General features: G+C 56.0%; 10 protein-coding genes. 2 read left to right on the plus strand and 8 right to left on the minus strand.

The window, feature by feature from the left end; all coding sequences use genetic code 11:
* Positions 1-4: 4 nt before the first annotated feature.
* The 8 genes from LVJ83_RS00190 to amgK form a co-directional block, all read right to left on the minus strand.
* Positions 5-538, minus strand: coding sequence for a phosphatase PAP2 family protein (locus LVJ83_RS00190; RefSeq protein WP_244785198.1), 534 nt, complete (start codon positions 536-538; stop codon positions 5-7).
* Between the two features lie 1,273 nt (positions 539-1,811).
* On the minus strand, positions 1,812-2,510 hold the full coding sequence (gene murU / locus LVJ83_RS00195) for an N-acetylmuramate alpha-1-phosphate uridylyltransferase MurU (RefSeq protein WP_244785199.1): 699 nt from the start codon (positions 2,508-2,510) through the stop codon (positions 1,812-1,814).
* Positions 2,511-2,709: 199 nt separating this feature from the next.
* Entirely contained in the window at positions 2,710-3,216 is a 507-nt protein-coding gene (luxS, locus tag LVJ83_RS00200; protein WP_244785200.1) for an S-ribosylhomocysteine lyase, read from the minus strand.
* A 139-nt stretch (positions 3,217-3,355) separates the two neighbouring features.
* Entirely contained in the window at positions 3,356-4,660 is a 1,305-nt protein-coding gene (locus LVJ83_RS00205) for an ATP-grasp domain-containing protein (RefSeq protein WP_244785201.1), read from the minus strand.
* Between the two features lie 229 nt (positions 4,661-4,889).
* A complete protein-coding gene (gene moaA / locus LVJ83_RS00210) occupies positions 4,890-5,864 on the minus strand; it encodes a GTP 3',8-cyclase MoaA (protein ID WP_244785202.1) in 975 nt (324 codons plus the stop codon).
* Between the two features lie 224 nt (positions 5,865-6,088).
* On the minus strand, positions 6,089-7,627 hold the full coding sequence (gene murJ / locus LVJ83_RS00215; RefSeq protein WP_244785203.1) for a murein biosynthesis integral membrane protein MurJ: 1,539 nt from the start codon (positions 7,625-7,627) through the stop codon (positions 6,089-6,091).
* Between the two features lie 292 nt (positions 7,628-7,919).
* Complete coding sequence (locus LVJ83_RS00220) at positions 7,920-11,036, minus strand: efflux RND transporter permease subunit (RefSeq protein ID WP_244785204.1); 3,117 nt, start codon at positions 11,034-11,036, stop codon at positions 7,920-7,922.
* Between the two features lie 396 nt (positions 11,037-11,432).
* Positions 11,433-12,458 (minus strand): N-acetylmuramate/N-acetylglucosamine kinase AmgK, encoded by a 1,026-nt coding sequence (gene amgK, locus LVJ83_RS00225; RefSeq protein ID WP_244785205.1) that lies wholly within the window; start codon positions 12,456-12,458, stop codon positions 11,433-11,435.
* Between the two features lie 61 nt (positions 12,459-12,519).
* On the opposite strand from amgK, the gene LVJ83_RS00230 reads away from it, so the two are divergent.
* Positions 12,520-14,850 (plus strand): LPS-assembly protein LptD, encoded by a 2,331-nt coding sequence (locus LVJ83_RS00230; RefSeq protein WP_244785206.1) that lies wholly within the window; start codon positions 12,520-12,522, stop codon positions 14,848-14,850.
* Positions 14,847-15,812 (plus strand): peptidylprolyl isomerase, encoded by a 966-nt coding sequence (locus LVJ83_RS00235; RefSeq protein WP_244785207.1) that lies wholly within the window; start codon positions 14,847-14,849, stop codon positions 15,810-15,812. The genes LVJ83_RS00230 and LVJ83_RS00235 overlap by 4 nt, the downstream gene beginning before the upstream one ends.
* Positions 15,813-16,053: the final 241 nt, after the last annotated feature.

Below are 16,053 nucleotides of genomic sequence, written 5' to 3' on the forward strand. Positions count from 1 at the left end.
GGCTTCAAGCGCCAGCCAACAATACCGCCGCCAAGCCGCACAGCGTGCCCAACAAAGCGCCCGCTGCAATGTCAGACGGATAATGCACGCCTAAAATCACGCGCGAAAGGCCGATAAGCACCGCCATGGTATAGGCAAACGGTGCGAACAGCGGGTAAAAGGCCGCCACCAATGCCGCAAACACAAAGGCCGCGGCGGTGTGGCCGGAAGGAAAGCTGAATTTGTCGGAAGGCTCGATGAGCGCGTCAATATCGCAGATGCCGTGACAGGGGCGGCTGCGGCGGATGCTGTTTTTCAGCAGCCGGTAAAGCGGCAGCTCCAGCGCATAAGCCAGCAGGCCGGTATAAAAAAACGCTGCCCCCTGCGCATTGCCCCACAGCCACAAGGCCAGCCCGGCCGCCGCATAAAGATGGCCGTCGCCGCAGCGCGAAATCCGCAGCCCCGCGCGGCCGACAAAACGCTTGCGGCTGTGGCGGTTAAACCAGAAAAACAAACGGGTATCGGTGCCGGCCAGCACCGCAGGCAGATGGTATTTCATGATGCGCACTCCCCCTCAATATCAGGATACTTCAAACAGACAACCCTCACGGGTATCAGAGATGCTGCAAGAGATTATCTGCACCCCCGGTTACAGCAACATGACCGTGGCGGGCGGATGTGGAAATAAACCGGGGCAGGTGTGGTATCGGATTGATAATGTGGTATTTTTGTGAATGGGTGCAACTCAAGCAGGAAGTTCGCGGGCAGAGCCTACGCTACGCTTACCCTGCTCCCTCACCGTTCCAACGGGAGAGGGTGAGGGTGGGGGTAAAGTCGTGAAGGATGTTATATCTCATGGATTATCTGATTCCGAACTCACGCTAACCTGCTTTTGTGAATGGGTATGATGCTGCAAGTAATTAAGGCCGTCTGAAAGCGTTTTCTTTCAGACGGCCTTTGCTCGCATAGGGCTTTCGTGAGCAACACCCATGCGATACACCCTGTAGATAGAATTCTTGAATCCGACATTTTTCAGACGGCCAAAATCATTTGGATACACAGCATATCGAACCATTTGTCGAATACCCGTATCCGACTTTGTATATCGAACATCCCGTATCATAGCAAGCCCCCCGCTGTGCTTGCTTCACGGTTTTATCCCACGCTAGGGTGTCCTGACCATTCGATTTACGGGTGAATTTTGCCCCTGAAAACGCATCTGCGGCGTTAAAAAGCCTCGCAAGATATTCAATCTTGCTGCGTTTTTTGCCTGGCATCTGTGCTTTTATCACAAAAAATCCGAGTCATTCTGAATTGTCATGACACCCTGACCCTCCCGTTGGGACTAGGCAGAGTGTGGCAACGCCAAACAAATGCGGCGACACCGATCAGATGCTGCCGAATAAAATTTGATGTCCGGCAACCTGCCAGCCCGATGATTATCCGACCTGTGTAAAAGTGCTGCGCCGTCATGCTTGGCCGTGCGCATGCATTAACTTTGTTCAGCTTTCTGTCGTCAATTGATTGGAATTGAACAATGGCCTTCTTAAAGTGGCTGTTTTTTTGGCATTTTATTATCCCAAACTTAAGTGATATTAAGTCAGACAATAAATTGTTGGGGTGAATGGGCTGTTGTATTGGGAAGCTGTTCATCAGGAAGGCACTCATTCACAAAAATAGCCTAACGGCGGTGGCTCGCTTAAGCTCGAAGAGGACTGCTTTCGCTAAGGCGCTGAAGCGCCAAGTCAACCAGCCCCGTACGTGTGTACTGTTTTCGGCTCGGCCTGGTTAGCTTATTTTTGCGAGTGGGTATCAGTCGGGCGGCGCTATTTTCAATGCCAGTTTTGTGCCAGTTTGTCGGCTTCGGCCAGGCGTTCGGCGGTGCCGACATCCAGCCACAAGCCGCAGTGGTGTTCGCCTGAAACGCGGCCGGCATCCATGGCCGAACGCAGCAGCGGCGCCAGTTTGGCCGGTATGTGCGCCGGTGTGCCGGCAAACAGCGCCGGGCTGTAGACGCCCATGCCGCTGAAGGTCAGCGCGGTGCCGCTGTGGCTGTGCGACTGCACCGCGCCGTTGTTTTGCAGGGCAAAATCGCCGTCGGGGTTGTGGGCGGGGTTGTCTACCAGCCACAAATGCGCCAGTGCCTGATGTTGCTGCAAGGCTTCGGCAGCGGCAAAGGCCGTCTGAAAGTCGATATCGGTCAGCACATCACCGTTTACCACTAAAAACGGCGTATCCCCCAGCAGCGGCAGCGCGGTGGCAATGCCGCCGGCGGTTTCCAGCCCTTTTTCGCCTTCGGGCGAATAGGCGATGTTGACACCGTAGGCGGCGCCGTTGCCTAGGGCGGCTTCGATTTGTGCGCCCAGCCAGGCGTGGTTAATCACAATTTCATCGAAACCGGCGGCTTTGAGGCGGCGCAGGTGCCAGCCGATGAGGGGCTCGCCGCCTGCTTTCAATAAGGGTTTCGGACAGGTGTCGGTCAGCGGGCGCATCCGTTCGCCGCGGCCTGCGGCCAGAATCATGGCTTTCATGGGGAATCCGTTGGTGGGAAAATCGGCAAGAGTGGGCTTCGTTAGATAATCTTGATAGGGCAAAACCATCTGTTGAAGTCGGGAAGCGGGCTCAGAAGATGGATTTCAAGATAACGAAGGCATTTTATCAAGGCTGGGAGGGTATAACCAAGGCCGTCTGAACGCATCTAACCTGTTCAGACGGCCTTGATGCTGCGGTTTATTCCTGCAACAGGCTTTCGTCCAGCGTCAAATCTTCATTTTTGTTGACGCGGATATCGGCGGCCAACACTTTTTCGGCGATGCTTTGCGCTTCCAAAAGCGAGTGCATTTGGTAGGTGCCGCATTGGTATTCGTTGAGCTCGGGAATTTTATTTTGATCCTGCACGGCCAGCACATCCTGCATGGAGGCGCGCCAGGCTTCGGCCACGCGGGCTTCTTCGGGGGTACCGATGAGGCTCATGTAAAAGCCGGTGCGGCAGCCCATCGGCGAAATATCGATGATTTCTACATGATCGCTGTTGAGATGGTCGCGCATAAAGCCGGCAAACAAATGCTCCAGCGTGTGAATGCCTTTTTCAGACAAGATTTCCTGATTGGGCACGCAGAAACGCAAATCGTAAACGGTGATGTCGTCGCCCTTGGGGGTTTGCATGGTTTTGGCGATACGCACGGCCGGCGCGTGCATGCGGGTGTGGTCGACTTTGAAGCTGTCTAGTAAAGGCATGGCGGTTTCCTGTGTGTGGTATGGGTGTTCAGACGGCCTTTATGATAACATTTTTTGCCGCTTGAGGCCGTCTGAACGGTATGAAAACACTGCTTGAAGCCGCCTTTCAGACGGCCTGGTTTGCAGAAAGCGGTATGTTTCACGGCACTTGCCAATAAGGCGGGTAACCGGCTTCTGCCTGCGCTTGGCGGTAAATCTTGCTGCGGATTTCACGCTCTTTGGCAATCATGTCTGACTGCGTAGCGCCGGTAATCCACAGTTGCAGCAGCATCACACCGGCAGCGGTCATGTCGCTGTCGGTCAGGATGTCGTTGCGGCCGCGGTTGTGGCGGATCAGGATGCCTTCGCGGTTTTCTAAGGCATCGACATAGTCGTAATCGAGAATATCGGCCACTTTGCCGGTGGTTTTTCCGGTAATCAATACAATCAGGGTGTATTGGAAATCGTCGCCGTCGCGCCATTTCTGCCACGGGGTTTTGCCGGGCAGTTTGCGCCCGCCGGCGGCCAGCGCCAGATTGTCTTCATATAGCGAATTGCCAAACGAATACAGATAGTTGTAGTGATAGCTGTGGGCGGCGCGGGGGTTGATTTCCGTTAAGGCGATGCTGCCGTTTGGCATCATCCAGAATTCGAGATTGAAAAACTGGCCGACATAGCCCAGCGCAGCCATGCGCCCCATATAGTTGTTGACCCAGGCTTCGATTTTGCTGGCGGCGGCAGCATCGATGCTCATCGGCGGCGTGAGATAGCCCAAAGCCTGATGGTTGGAAAAATAAATTTCTTCGGTGAGCGCATAGTGAACAATTTCGCCTTCTGTGGTGATGTAGCCTTCGTAGCAGTATTCGATGGCGCTGTTCATGTCGACCATGTGTTCGGCGATAAACGGCGGCACCACAGGCGGCAGCGCTTCGGCAGCTATGCCCTGCATAAAGGTTTGGTTTTGATGGGCAATCAATGCCTGCAAGCCGGTGTCGGCGCGGTAATCGGCCAATACGGCTTTGAGTTCGCGTTCATTCTTGATTTTGAAAATGCCGCGCCCGAGTGACAATGAAGTGTTTTTCAGCATAAACGGCCATTCTTTGATTTTGGCGATAATTTCTTCATCGCTTTCATGCAGCGGGTCGACGGCATCAAACCAAAACGGGTCGGCTTCCAGCGTGCGCATCAGGTATTTGTTCATGCAGTAGAGAAAGGCCAGCCGCAAGGGGGCGGTGTTGCCCAGCCGCTCGTTAATCAGAATGTGGTGGAAGGCGTCTTTTTGGGCAAACCCGGCCACCACGCCGATGCCCAGCCGGCGGCATTCGGCGGCAACCGCATCCATTTCGTCTTCATCCCAGCTTTGCGGATAGAGTTTGTGCACGGTCATGCGGGTGCTCATGTCGGCAATGGCCTTAGCCATATAGGCTTGCGGGCCGAGAAAACCAATGTGGGGTAAGGTGTTCATGACGGGCTCCTGACAAAGTCGGCGCCGCCTGCCCGGCGGCAATTGTGGGTGGGGATGAGAGGGTATGGCGGGAAATGCCATCAAGATTCAATATGATGTCGGCGTTAATGAAAGTATGGCAGTTTTTGGTTTGTCTGGCTATTCAATTTTCAACACAGGCAAAACACGCCGGCGGGCATACAAAATGCCGTCTGAAAAATTCAGACGGCATCAGTTAAAGGGTGCGCGCTCAACCGCCGGTGAGGGCCATCACGCGGATGATTTTGTGCGGGTTTTCCACAAATTCGTGTTTTTCCGGCTTCATCATCATGGCGTTGCGGATGGCTTGCTCCAGCTCGGCATCGCTGCAACCGTCGCGCAGCAAATCACGCAGCGGCACTTTGTCTTCCTGCCCCAAACACAAATGGATATTGCCGGTGGCCGACAGCCGCACGCGGTTGCAGGTGGCGCAGAAATGCTGGCTCATCGGCGTAATCAGGCCGAGGGTGAAATCGCCGCTGCCGCTTTGCCAATAGCGCGCAGGGCCGCCGCCGATTTTGCCTTCATAAGGTGTGAGGCCGAATTTCTGCTGCAAATCGGTGAGCACGGGTTGCAGGCTGACTTTGGCGTGTGCCTGGCCGGTGCTGCCCATCGGCATAGCTTCGATCAGGTTGAGGATAAAACCATTTTCGATACAAAACGCTACCATGTCGTCCAAATCGATATCGTTGATGCCTTTGAGCGGCACCATATTGATTTTGATGCGCTCAAAACCTGCTTGTTTGGCGGTTTTGATGCCGTCGAGCACTTGCGGCAGGCAGTCGCTGCCGGTGATGTCTTTCACGCAGTCGCCGCGCAGCGAATCGAGGCTGATGTTGAGGCGGCGTATACCTGCGGCGCGTAAATCGTAAGCTTGTTTGCCTAATTGGGTGCCGTTGGTGGTGAGCGAAATGTCTTCCACACCGGGTTGGCGGTTGATTTCGGCGGCCAGATCGGCCAAGCCTTTGCGCAGCAGCGGTTCGCCGCCGGTGAGGCGGAAGCGCTTGGTGCCCAGCCGCGCAAACGCAGCCGCCACCCGCCCGAGCTCTTCAATGCTCAGCCATTCTTTGGGAACGGAAAAGCCTTTGAAGCCTTTGGGCAGGCAGTAGGTGCAGCGCAAATCGCAACGGTCGGTCACGGAAATGCGCAGATAGTCTACGGTGCGGCCGAATGCATCGGTTAACATGGCGGTGCTCGCTTTGGTGTGGTGTAGTATATTCTTTTACAACGGTTTTTATTGTATGCCACCGCTTGCGGTTTGTAGATGCGGCATTGTGCTTAGCGGCTAGTTATTTCGACGGACAGGCAGGCCGTCTGAATGGGTATTATAAACGATAATACCCATTCGAAAAAATAACAACAGGCCGTCTGAAAATCTGTTTTCAGACGGCCTGTTGTCTGCCGCACCGGTTATATTTCCGAGCGCTTAAAATGGCGCGGCCTGAAGCCCAGAGCCAGCAGCGAGCCGAAATACAGCGCCACGCCCAAAGCCACCAATCCGCCCAATTGCAACACTTTCTGCAAACCGTGCACCCCCACCCATTGCAGCGGCAGATAGGTTTGCGCCGCCCACAGGCCGCCGCCCATCACCAGCAGCGCCAACACGAGCTTGGCAATAAACGTTTTCCAGCCCGCGCCCGGCTGATACAGCCCTTTCACCCGCAGCAACACATACAGCAAGCCCGCATTCAAACACGCGCCCAAGCCGATGGCCAGCGCCAGGCCGACGTGTTGCAGCGGCCCGATAAACACCAAGTTCATCAATTGGGTGACCACCAGCGTAAACACCGCCACTTTTACCGGCGTTTTGATGTTTTGGCGTGCATAAAAACCGGGTGCGAGCACCTTAATCACAATCAGGCCGATTAAGCCGAACGAATAGGCAATCAGCGCATTTTGCGTCATCAGCGCATCATTGAGCGTAAATTCTTGATACATAAACAAGGTCGCCACCAAGGGGAACGCCAACACCGCCAGCGCTACTGCCGACGGCATCGCCAGCAGCATACACAGGCGCAAGCCCCAATCGAGCAGGGCAGAAAATTCCTGTGTGTTGTTGCTGGCCACATGTTTCGACAAAGTCGGCAGCAGAATCGTGCCCAAGGCCACGCCGAGCACGCCGGTGGGCAGCTCCATCAGGCGGTCGGCATAATACATCCACGACACGCTACCCGATTGCAGAAACGAAGCGAAAATAGTGTTGATCACCAACGAAATCTGCGCCACGCTCACGCCCAAAATCGCCGGCGCCATCTGTTTCATCACCCGATTGACCGCCGCATCTTTAATGTCCAGCCGGGGCATTTTCAAAAAACCGAGTTTAAACAACCACGGCAGTTGGAAGCCCAGTTGCAGCAAACCGCCCGCAAACACCGCCCACGCCAGCGCCATCACCGGCGGCTCGAAATAAGGCGCCAACCACAGCGCAAACACGATAAACGAAATATTCAAAAACGTGGGCGTAAACGCGGGGATGCTGAATTTGTGGTAAGTGTTGAGAATCGAGCCGACAAACGACGAGAGCGAAATCAGCAAAATATACGGAAACGTCACCCGCAGTAAATCCACCGACAGCGCGAATTTATCCGGGTTTTTGGCAAAGCCGGGTGCCGACACATAAATCACCCACGGCGCCGCCACAATGCCGATGGCGGTCACGATAACCAGTATAAACGACAGCATGCCCGCCACATGGCGCACAAATTCGCGCGTGGCCTCTTCCGAGCGCGTTTGCCGGTATTCTGCCAAAATCGGCACAAACGCCTGCGCAAACGCCCCTTCGGCAAAAATCCGCCGCAATAAATTCGGCAGCTTGAACGCCACAAAAAACGCATCCGTCGCCATACCCGCGCCAAACGCCCGCGCAATAATCGTGTCGCGCACAAAACCGAGTATGCGCGACACCATGGTCAAGCTGCCGACTTTCGCCAGCGCACCGAGTAGATTCATAAGCTTGTTTCTAAATGATTAAGGGGTTGGCAGGCCGTCTGAAAAAGGCCGTCTGAAGCTTTTCAGACGGCCTGATACCCATTCACAAAAGTAACCTAACGGCGTTGGCTCGCCTTGCCGTACGTGTGTACTGTCTTCGGCTCGCCGCCTTGTTCGCTTACTTTTGTGAATGGGTATGAGGCAGGCCGGATGCAACTTACCGCGCTCAAAAGACCGGATTCTCACATCCGACACCGCTTTGCCAAACAAGTTTATCCGCCCCTGCATTTTTCAGACGGCCATCAAACCGCCATTATATCTCTGCCGCCCGAGCTTTGCTTTTCTTTCGCACCCAAGTGCGCACCCACACAAAAAACAGCGGCACAAACAGCAAACCCAAAACGGTTGAAATCACCGTGCCGCCCAATACCGCGGTGCCGATGGCGATGCGGCCGGCAGCACCGGCGCCGCTGCCGAGCGCCAGCGGCAATACGCCGAAACCGAAGGCGAGCGAGGTCATCACAATCGGGCGCAGGCGCAGTTTGGCCGCTTCTATTGCCGCCTGGGCGATGCTGCGGCCTTGTTGTTGCAGCTGCACGGCGAATTCGACAATCAAAATGGCGTTTTTAGCGGCCAGCCCGACGGTGGTGAGCAGGCCGACTTGAAAGAATATGTCATTATTCAAGCCGCGCAGCGAAGTGGCGGCGAGTGCGCCGAGTAAGCCCAGTGCGGCAGCCAGAATCACCGCCAAGGGCACGCTCCAACTTTCATACAGGGCGGCCAAACACAGAAACACAAATAAAACCGACAACACATACAGCATCGGCGCTTGTGCACCGGCACGCTGCTCCTGCAAAGAAGCGCCCGTCCATTCATAATCAAAACCGTGCGGCAGCTGCGCCATGATGTTGGCCACTTCGCGCATGGCATCGCCCGAGCTCACCCCCGCCACGGCGGCGGCTTGCATTTCCATGGCTGGGCTGCCGTTGAAACGCAGCAGCTGCGGCGGCGCAACATCCCAGCGCACGTTGCTGAATGCGGCAAGCGGAATCATCGCCCCGGCATCATTGCGCACTTTCCAGGCGCCGATGTCGTGCGGCTGCATGCGAAACGGCGCATCGCCTTGAATATACACGCGTTTGACACGGCCGTTGTGGATAAAATCGTTGACATAGGTGCCGCCGAGCGCATCGCTGAGCAGCTGGTTGACCGCTTCCGGAGCGATTTGGTGGGCCGCTGCTTTTTCATTGTCGATGTCTACCGCCAACTGGCTGCGGGCATCCTGATTGTTGGTGCGCACGCTGCGCAGATAGGCGTTGTTGCGCGAAAGCTCGATAAAGCGGTCTTTGGCGGCCACCAGCGCATCATAACCGGCGCCGTTGCTGTCTTGAATCACAAAGCTCAACCCGCCCGCCGAGCCGAGGCCGCGCACCACCGGCGGCAGGCTCACGAAAATGCGCGCATCAGTGCGGCCGCGAAACAGGCGGGCGGCGCGCTGCTCCAATGCGGCGGCGCTTTGATTGGCCGCCGGCCGCTCGCGCCAAGGCTTCAGCCGCACCGTCATCCGCCCGAAGCCTTGGTTGCCGCCGATGCCGGTAATCGCCGACACCGTGCGCACTTCGGGTTGCTGTTGGAAATATGCGCCCAATTCGCTCATCGTCCGCTGCAAAGGCTCATCGGTGGTGCCCGGCGGCATGGTGACACTCACGGTTAAAAAGCCCTGATCCTCTTCGGGCAGAAACGAAGTCGGCAGCCAGGCAAACAAACCCGCGCACAAGGCCAACACCGCCGCAAACGCCGCCAACATGATTTTAGAACGCGGCAGCAATCCGGCCACCGTGCGGCCATAGCCTTCCGCCAAGCGCGCAAAGCCGCGGTTAAACCATTGAAAAGGCCGTCTGAACAAGCCGCCGGTTGCCGTATCGTGCGCTTTCGCCTGTAAAAACTGTGCGCACATCGCCGGCGACAACGTTAGCGCCACCAGCACCGAAAAGCCCATTGCCGCAATCAGCGTTACCGCAAACTGGCGGTAAATCACACCGGTAGAGCCGGGAAAAAACGCCATCGGCACAAACACCGCCGCCAACACCATGCCGATGCCCACCAATGCCGAAGAAATTTCGCGCATCGATTTTTCGGTGGCGGTTTTCGCATCCAACCCTTCTTCGTGCATCACCCGCTCTACGTTTTCGACCACCACAATCGCATCGTCTACCAGCAAACCGATGGCCAGCACCAGCGCAAACATGGTGAGCATATTGACGGAATAGCCCAACAGCGCCAACACGCCGAACGTGCCCATCAGCACCACCGGCACCGCCACCGCCGGAATCAGCGTGGCGCGCCAGCTTTGCAGAAACACATACATCACCACCACCACCAGCACGATGGCTTCCAGCAAGGTGTAAATCACTTCCTGCACCGAAGCTTTCACAAACGGCACGCTGTCTTGGCTGGTTTGCGCCTGCATGCCAAACGGAAAATCCGGCTCCATTTTGCGGATTTCCGCCTCGACCGCCGCCGCCACCGCCAGCGCATTCGCACCGTCGGTCATGATGACAGCCAGCGCCCCCGCATTGCGGCCGTTGAGCTTGTTTTGCACATCCGCATTTTCTGCCGCCAGCTCCACCCGCGCCACATCTTTAATCTTCACCAGCGCACCGGCGTGATTGCTTTTCAAAATAATATTTTCAAACTGCGCCACCGTTTGCAGCTTGCCGCGCGCCTGAATCGGCACATTCAACACCTGCCCGGCAACCGAAGGCAGCTGGCCGAGCTGGCCGGCAGAAACCTGCACATTCTGCCGCTCCACCGCCACCCGCACATCAGCAGGCATCAGCTGGTATTGCTCCAGCTTGTTGGGGTCGAGCCAAATCCGCATCGCATAAGGGCTGCCGTACAGCACCACCTCGGCCACCCCGTCGATGCGCCCGAGCACGTCCACCAGATTGGTAGACAGATAATCGGTAATCGCCACCCTCGGCACCGCAGCATCTGCCGGCACAAACATCCACGTCACCAAGCTGTCCTGCCCGCCCCGGGTCACGCTCACTCCTCTGGCCTGCACCGAATCGGGCAAACGGCTCACCGCCTGCTGCAAGGCATTTTGCACCTGCACTTGCGCCACATCGATATCCGTGCCCGGCTCAAACGTGAGGGTGGTGCGCGACTGCCCCGACGAATCAGCGGTGGAGCTCATATACATCAACCCGTCCAAGCCCTTGAGCTGCTGCTCGATAACCTGCGTGACCGAATCATTTACCGTTTCGGCCGAAGCCCCGCCATAGCGCGCCTGCACCGACACCTGCGGCGGCGCGATATTGGGATATTGCTCCAGCGGCAGCGTCAAAAGCGACAGCGCCCCGGCAAAGGTGATGAAAATCGCCAACACCCAGGCGAATACGGGGCGGTGGATAAAAAAGTGAGCCATAGTGTGGAATATCAGTGCGTTATTGAATATTGTGGCGCAGATTGTAGCGGATATTGAGAATCGCTTGCTGAAGCGGCATGGTAAAAAGAGATAAAAGGCCGTCTGAAACGGTTCGGCAGACTCAGCGCAGGCATTAATTTTTAGGGCGGCACTGAAAATGGTTGCAGAGGCTTTCAGACGGCCTCAGTGATAAAAACGATAATTTTAAATCCATCTCATTGTTTTAACAGAGAAATTAATAAGAGAAATTAATAAAAGACTTTTAGAATTAAAATTGCCAAAGTTACAGCTTGCTTTTGCGAATGGGTGTCAAACATTTCAGACGGCCTTTGCATCAATAATAAAAGGCCGTCTGAAACATTATATGAATATGATTCAAACGGCCTCAAAACCACTTTAAAACGTAAACCCCGTTTCCAATTCATCATCGCCCACCAAATCGACCAGCAGCGCATACAGCGGCGCCAAATCGTTGTAGCGGCGGGATGCGCGGCGCAGGTAGTTGAGAAAGCGCGGAATTTCGCTGCGGTATTTTTCTTTGCCGTCGCGGTGGTAAAGCCGTGCGAAAATGCCGGCCACTTTCAGATGGCGCTGTACCCCCATCCATTCAAACCAACGGTAGAATTCATCAAAATCGGCGCTCACGGGCAGGCCGGCAGCACGGGCTTTTTCCCAATAGCGGATAACCAGATCGAGCACGAATTCTTCTTCCCACTCGATAAACGCATCACGCAACAGCGACACCAAATCATACGAGATCGGGCCGTAGAGCGCATCTTGAAAATCAAGCACGCCGGGGCGGCCGGGGGTGAGCATCAGATTGCGCACGATAAAGTCGCGGTGCACATACACCTGCGGTTGCGCCAGCAAGGGCGGCAACAGCGTATCCACGGTTTGCTGCCACCATTGGCGCTGTTTGAAATTGAGCGTTTTGCCCAATTCTTTGGCCACAAACCAATCGGGAAAGAGGTTGATCTCGCGCAGCATCACTTCGCGGTCATATTCGGGCAAGTCGCCCGCGCGGCCGGCTTTTTGCAGCACCACCAATTCGTCAATCGCCTCAAGCAGCAGCGCTTTGTGGGCAATTTCGCGCCCGTCGTGCTGCATCGCCGCCAGAAACGTGGTGTTGCCCAAATCATTGAGCACCATAAAGCCTTGCGCCTCATCCACCGCGAGAACTTGCGGCACGTTGAGCATGTCAAACAGCTTCTGCACCTTCAGATAAGGCGCCACGCTCATTTTTTCGGGCGGCGCATCCATGCAGATAACGGTGCGGCCGCCGGCTTCGGACACCGGCGTTTCAGCGAACGTGGCGCGGAAGTAGCGGCGGAAGTCGGCATCGGCTGCGGCAAAAGCCAGCTCGAACGGCCGGCCGGGAAAAACACTTTCCAGCCATTTTTTTAATTCGGTTTGTCGTTGCATGATGGTTTTCAGGTTAAAATAAGCGCTATTCTAACTGGCAAAACCGATTTAAGGTGATACTTTGGCTCGTTTATTTTCATTAAAACCGCTGGTGCTGGCATTAAGCATGGGCTTTGGCGCGCTGGCCACAGCGCAGGCCGCCGATGATTTGACGCTCGGCAGCACCTGCCTGAAATGTTCGCCCGAAAAGCTGAAAAGCGAAGCGGCGGCACAGGCCGTGCCTGAAATCCGCCGCAGCGGCGAAGAGCCTTTGGCGGCCGATTACACCCGCATTACCGCCGATGAGGTGCAGGGGCAGACACAGGTGCGCGTGCGGGCCGAAGGCGATGTGATTATCGAGCGCAACAATCAGGTGTTAAACGCCGAATGGGTGGATTATGACCAAGGCCGCGACATCGTGACCGCCGGCAATACCTTCACCCTGTATCAAAACGGCACCACCGTCAGCGGCGAGCATATCGAATACAGCCTGGCCGAAGGCACCGGCACCGCTACCGGCGCCCGTATGGAATCGGAGCACGAAGGCCGCCGTCTGCAAAGCGTGAGCGAAAGCGCCCAAATGCAGGGCAGCGGCCGCTATAAATTGATCAACACCAAATTCAACACCTGCGAGCCGGGCGATGCGAGCTGGTATATCAAAGCCGAAAGCATCGAGGCCGATCAAAACACCGGCATCGGCGTGGCCAAAAATGCCTCGCTGGTGTTTGGCGGCGTGCCAGTGCTTTATACGCCGTGGGCCGATTTTCCGCTCAACGGCAACCGCAAAAGCGGCCTGCTGGTGCCCATCATCAGTTTCGGTTCAGACGGCCTCGAATTGAAAACGCCGTATTATCTCAATCTTGCCCCCAATTACGATGCCACCATCACCCCCGGCATCATCAGCAGCCGCGGCGTGCAATTGGGCGGGCAGTTCCGCTATCTGCAACCCACCTATGCCGGCCAGATGGAAGGCGAATGGATGCCCGACGACCGCCGCAGCGAACACAACAACCGCTATCATGCCAAATGGCAGCACCAACAGCAGTTTACCACCTCGCTTTCAGGCGGCATCGATTACAATCAAGTGTCGGACGATGATTATTACCGCGATTTTTACGGCCGCAACGATATTGCCAGAAGCGTCAACCTCAACCGCCAGGCATGGCTGAACCACCACACCCGTATCGGCGGCGGCACGCTCGACAGCTACGCCACCGTGCAAAAATACCAAACGCTGGCCAACAGCAGCGGCTATAAAGACGAGCCTTATGCCATCATGCCGCGTTTGTCTTCACGCTGGCAGAAAAACATCGGCAATGCCCAAATCAACGCATTCGGCCAATTTACCCGCTTTGAGCACGACGACAAACAATCGGGCAACCGCGTGGTGGTTTACCCGAGCGTGAAATGGGATTTCCACAACCAATGGGCCTATGTGCGCCCGAAAATCGGTGTGCACGCCACCTATTACGACCTCGACCGTTTCGATGGCTCGACCACCCGCCACAACAGCCGTGTTTTGCCGATTTTCAATATCGATTCAGGCATGACTTTCGAGCGCCGCGCCCAAGCTTTTGGCAACGACTACATCCAAACCCTCGAACCGCGCCTGTTTTACAACTATATTCCGACCAAATCGCAAAACAACCTGCCCAATTTCGACAGCTCAGAAAACAGCTTTACCTATGAGCAGCTGTTTCGCGAAAACCTCTATTCGGGCAACGACCGCATCAATTCGGCCAACAGCATTTCCACCGCCGTACAAACGCGCATTCTCCGCCCCGACACCGGCGCCGAGCTGTTCCGCGCCGGCATCGGTCAGAAGTTTTACATCAAAAACGACAACGTCTTGCTCGACGGCAGCGTGAGCCGCTACCAACGCAACCGCTCCGATTGGATTGCCTTTGCCCACGGCAATGTGAGCAACAGCGTGCGCATCGATACCGACATCCACTATAATCAAAACCAAACCCGGGTGGAAAACTTCGCCGCCGGCATCCGCTACAACCCCGAAGCCGGCAAAGTGTTGAGCGCGCGCTATAAATACGGCCGCAATGAAAGAATCTATCTGCAAGACGACGGCGAATATTTTTACGACAAGCTCAGCCAAATCGATTTGGCCGCCCAATGGCCGATTAAGCAGAATATTTATGCGGTGGCGCGTTATAATTACGCACTCAACGTCAAGCGCCCGCTCGAGCTGCTGGCCGGTGTCGAATACAAAAGCGGCTGCGGCTGCTGGAGCGCCAGCGTGGTGGCCCAGCGCTATGTAACCGGCTTGAACGACAGCAAAAACGCCGTATTCTTCAATCTGCAATTGAAAGACTTGAGCAATATCGGCAACAACCCCTTCGAACAACTGCGCCTGGCCATTCCGGGCTACAGCAAAACCAACGAGGTCATCAACCCATGAAATTCAAACCCCTGATGCTGGCCGCCATAACCGGCCTGGCCTTTTCTGCCGCCCAAGCCGCCGATATCAAGCTGGTCGACGGCATCGCCGCCGTGGTAGACAGCGAAGTGATTACCTACCGCGACCTCAACCAAGGAGTGGCCACCGCCCGCCGCAACCTGCCCAAAGGCACGCAGATCAGCGATGAAGAATTGCGCCGGCAGGTGTTGCAGCAACTGGTTAACCAATCATTGGTGGTGCAGGCCGGCAAACGCCGCAACCTCGGCGCCAGCGATGCCGAAATCGATGAAGCGCTGGCGCATACCGCACAAGCACGCAAAACCACAGTAGCCGCCCTGTATGCGCAGTCTGCCCGTGACGGCATCAGCCGCGCCGCCGTGCGCCGCAATATTGCCGACAGCATCATCACCCAAAAAGTGCAGCAACAGGCCGTGATGCAGAACAGCCGTGTGAGCGAGCCGGAAATCGATGCCTTTATCAGCCGCGCCCGCGAGCAGGGCGTGGCCGTGCCTGAAGGCGAGCCGGTGCGCCAATACCGCGCCCAACACATCCTGATTAAGGCCGACAGCAGCAATGCCGCCGCCGCCGCAGAGGCCGAAGTGCGCAAACTCTACGACCAAGCCCGTTCGGGTGTGGATTTTGCGGCGCTGGCACGACAATATTCGCAAGACGGCAGCGCTGCCAACGGCGGCGACTTAGGCTGGTTTAGCGACGGTGTGATGGTGCCGCAGTTTGAAGATGCCGTGCACCAGCTCCAGCCCGGCCAAGTGAGCCGCCCGGTACGCAGCCAGTTTGGCTGGCACATCATCAAGCTGAACGATGTCCGCGATTCGGGCACCCCCGAAGAGCGCCAGCGCAACGCCGTGCGCCAGTATATCGCCCAGCAGAAAGCCGAACAGGCCACCACCGGCTTGCTGCAAGAGCTGCATCAAAACGGCTATATCGAAATCCGCCAACCGTAAACCGCAGCATTTCACCACATGCAAAGGCCGTCTGAAAACATTTTCTTTCAGACGGCCTTTGCATGCTTGGGGTTTTTGTGAGCAGCACTTACGCTATACGCCATGTATGTCGGATTTTAGAATCCGACGTTTTTCAGACGGCTGAAATTATTTGGCGTCACAAGAATATCAAACCATTGATCGGATACAAGCATCTGAATCTACGCCTAATTTTGTGAGTGGGTATTATTTTTGGGCGTAA

The organism is Uruburuella testudinis, from assembly GCF_022870865.1.
Taxonomy (GTDB): Bacteria; Pseudomonadota; Gammaproteobacteria; order Burkholderiales; family Neisseriaceae; genus Neisseria; species Neisseria testudinis.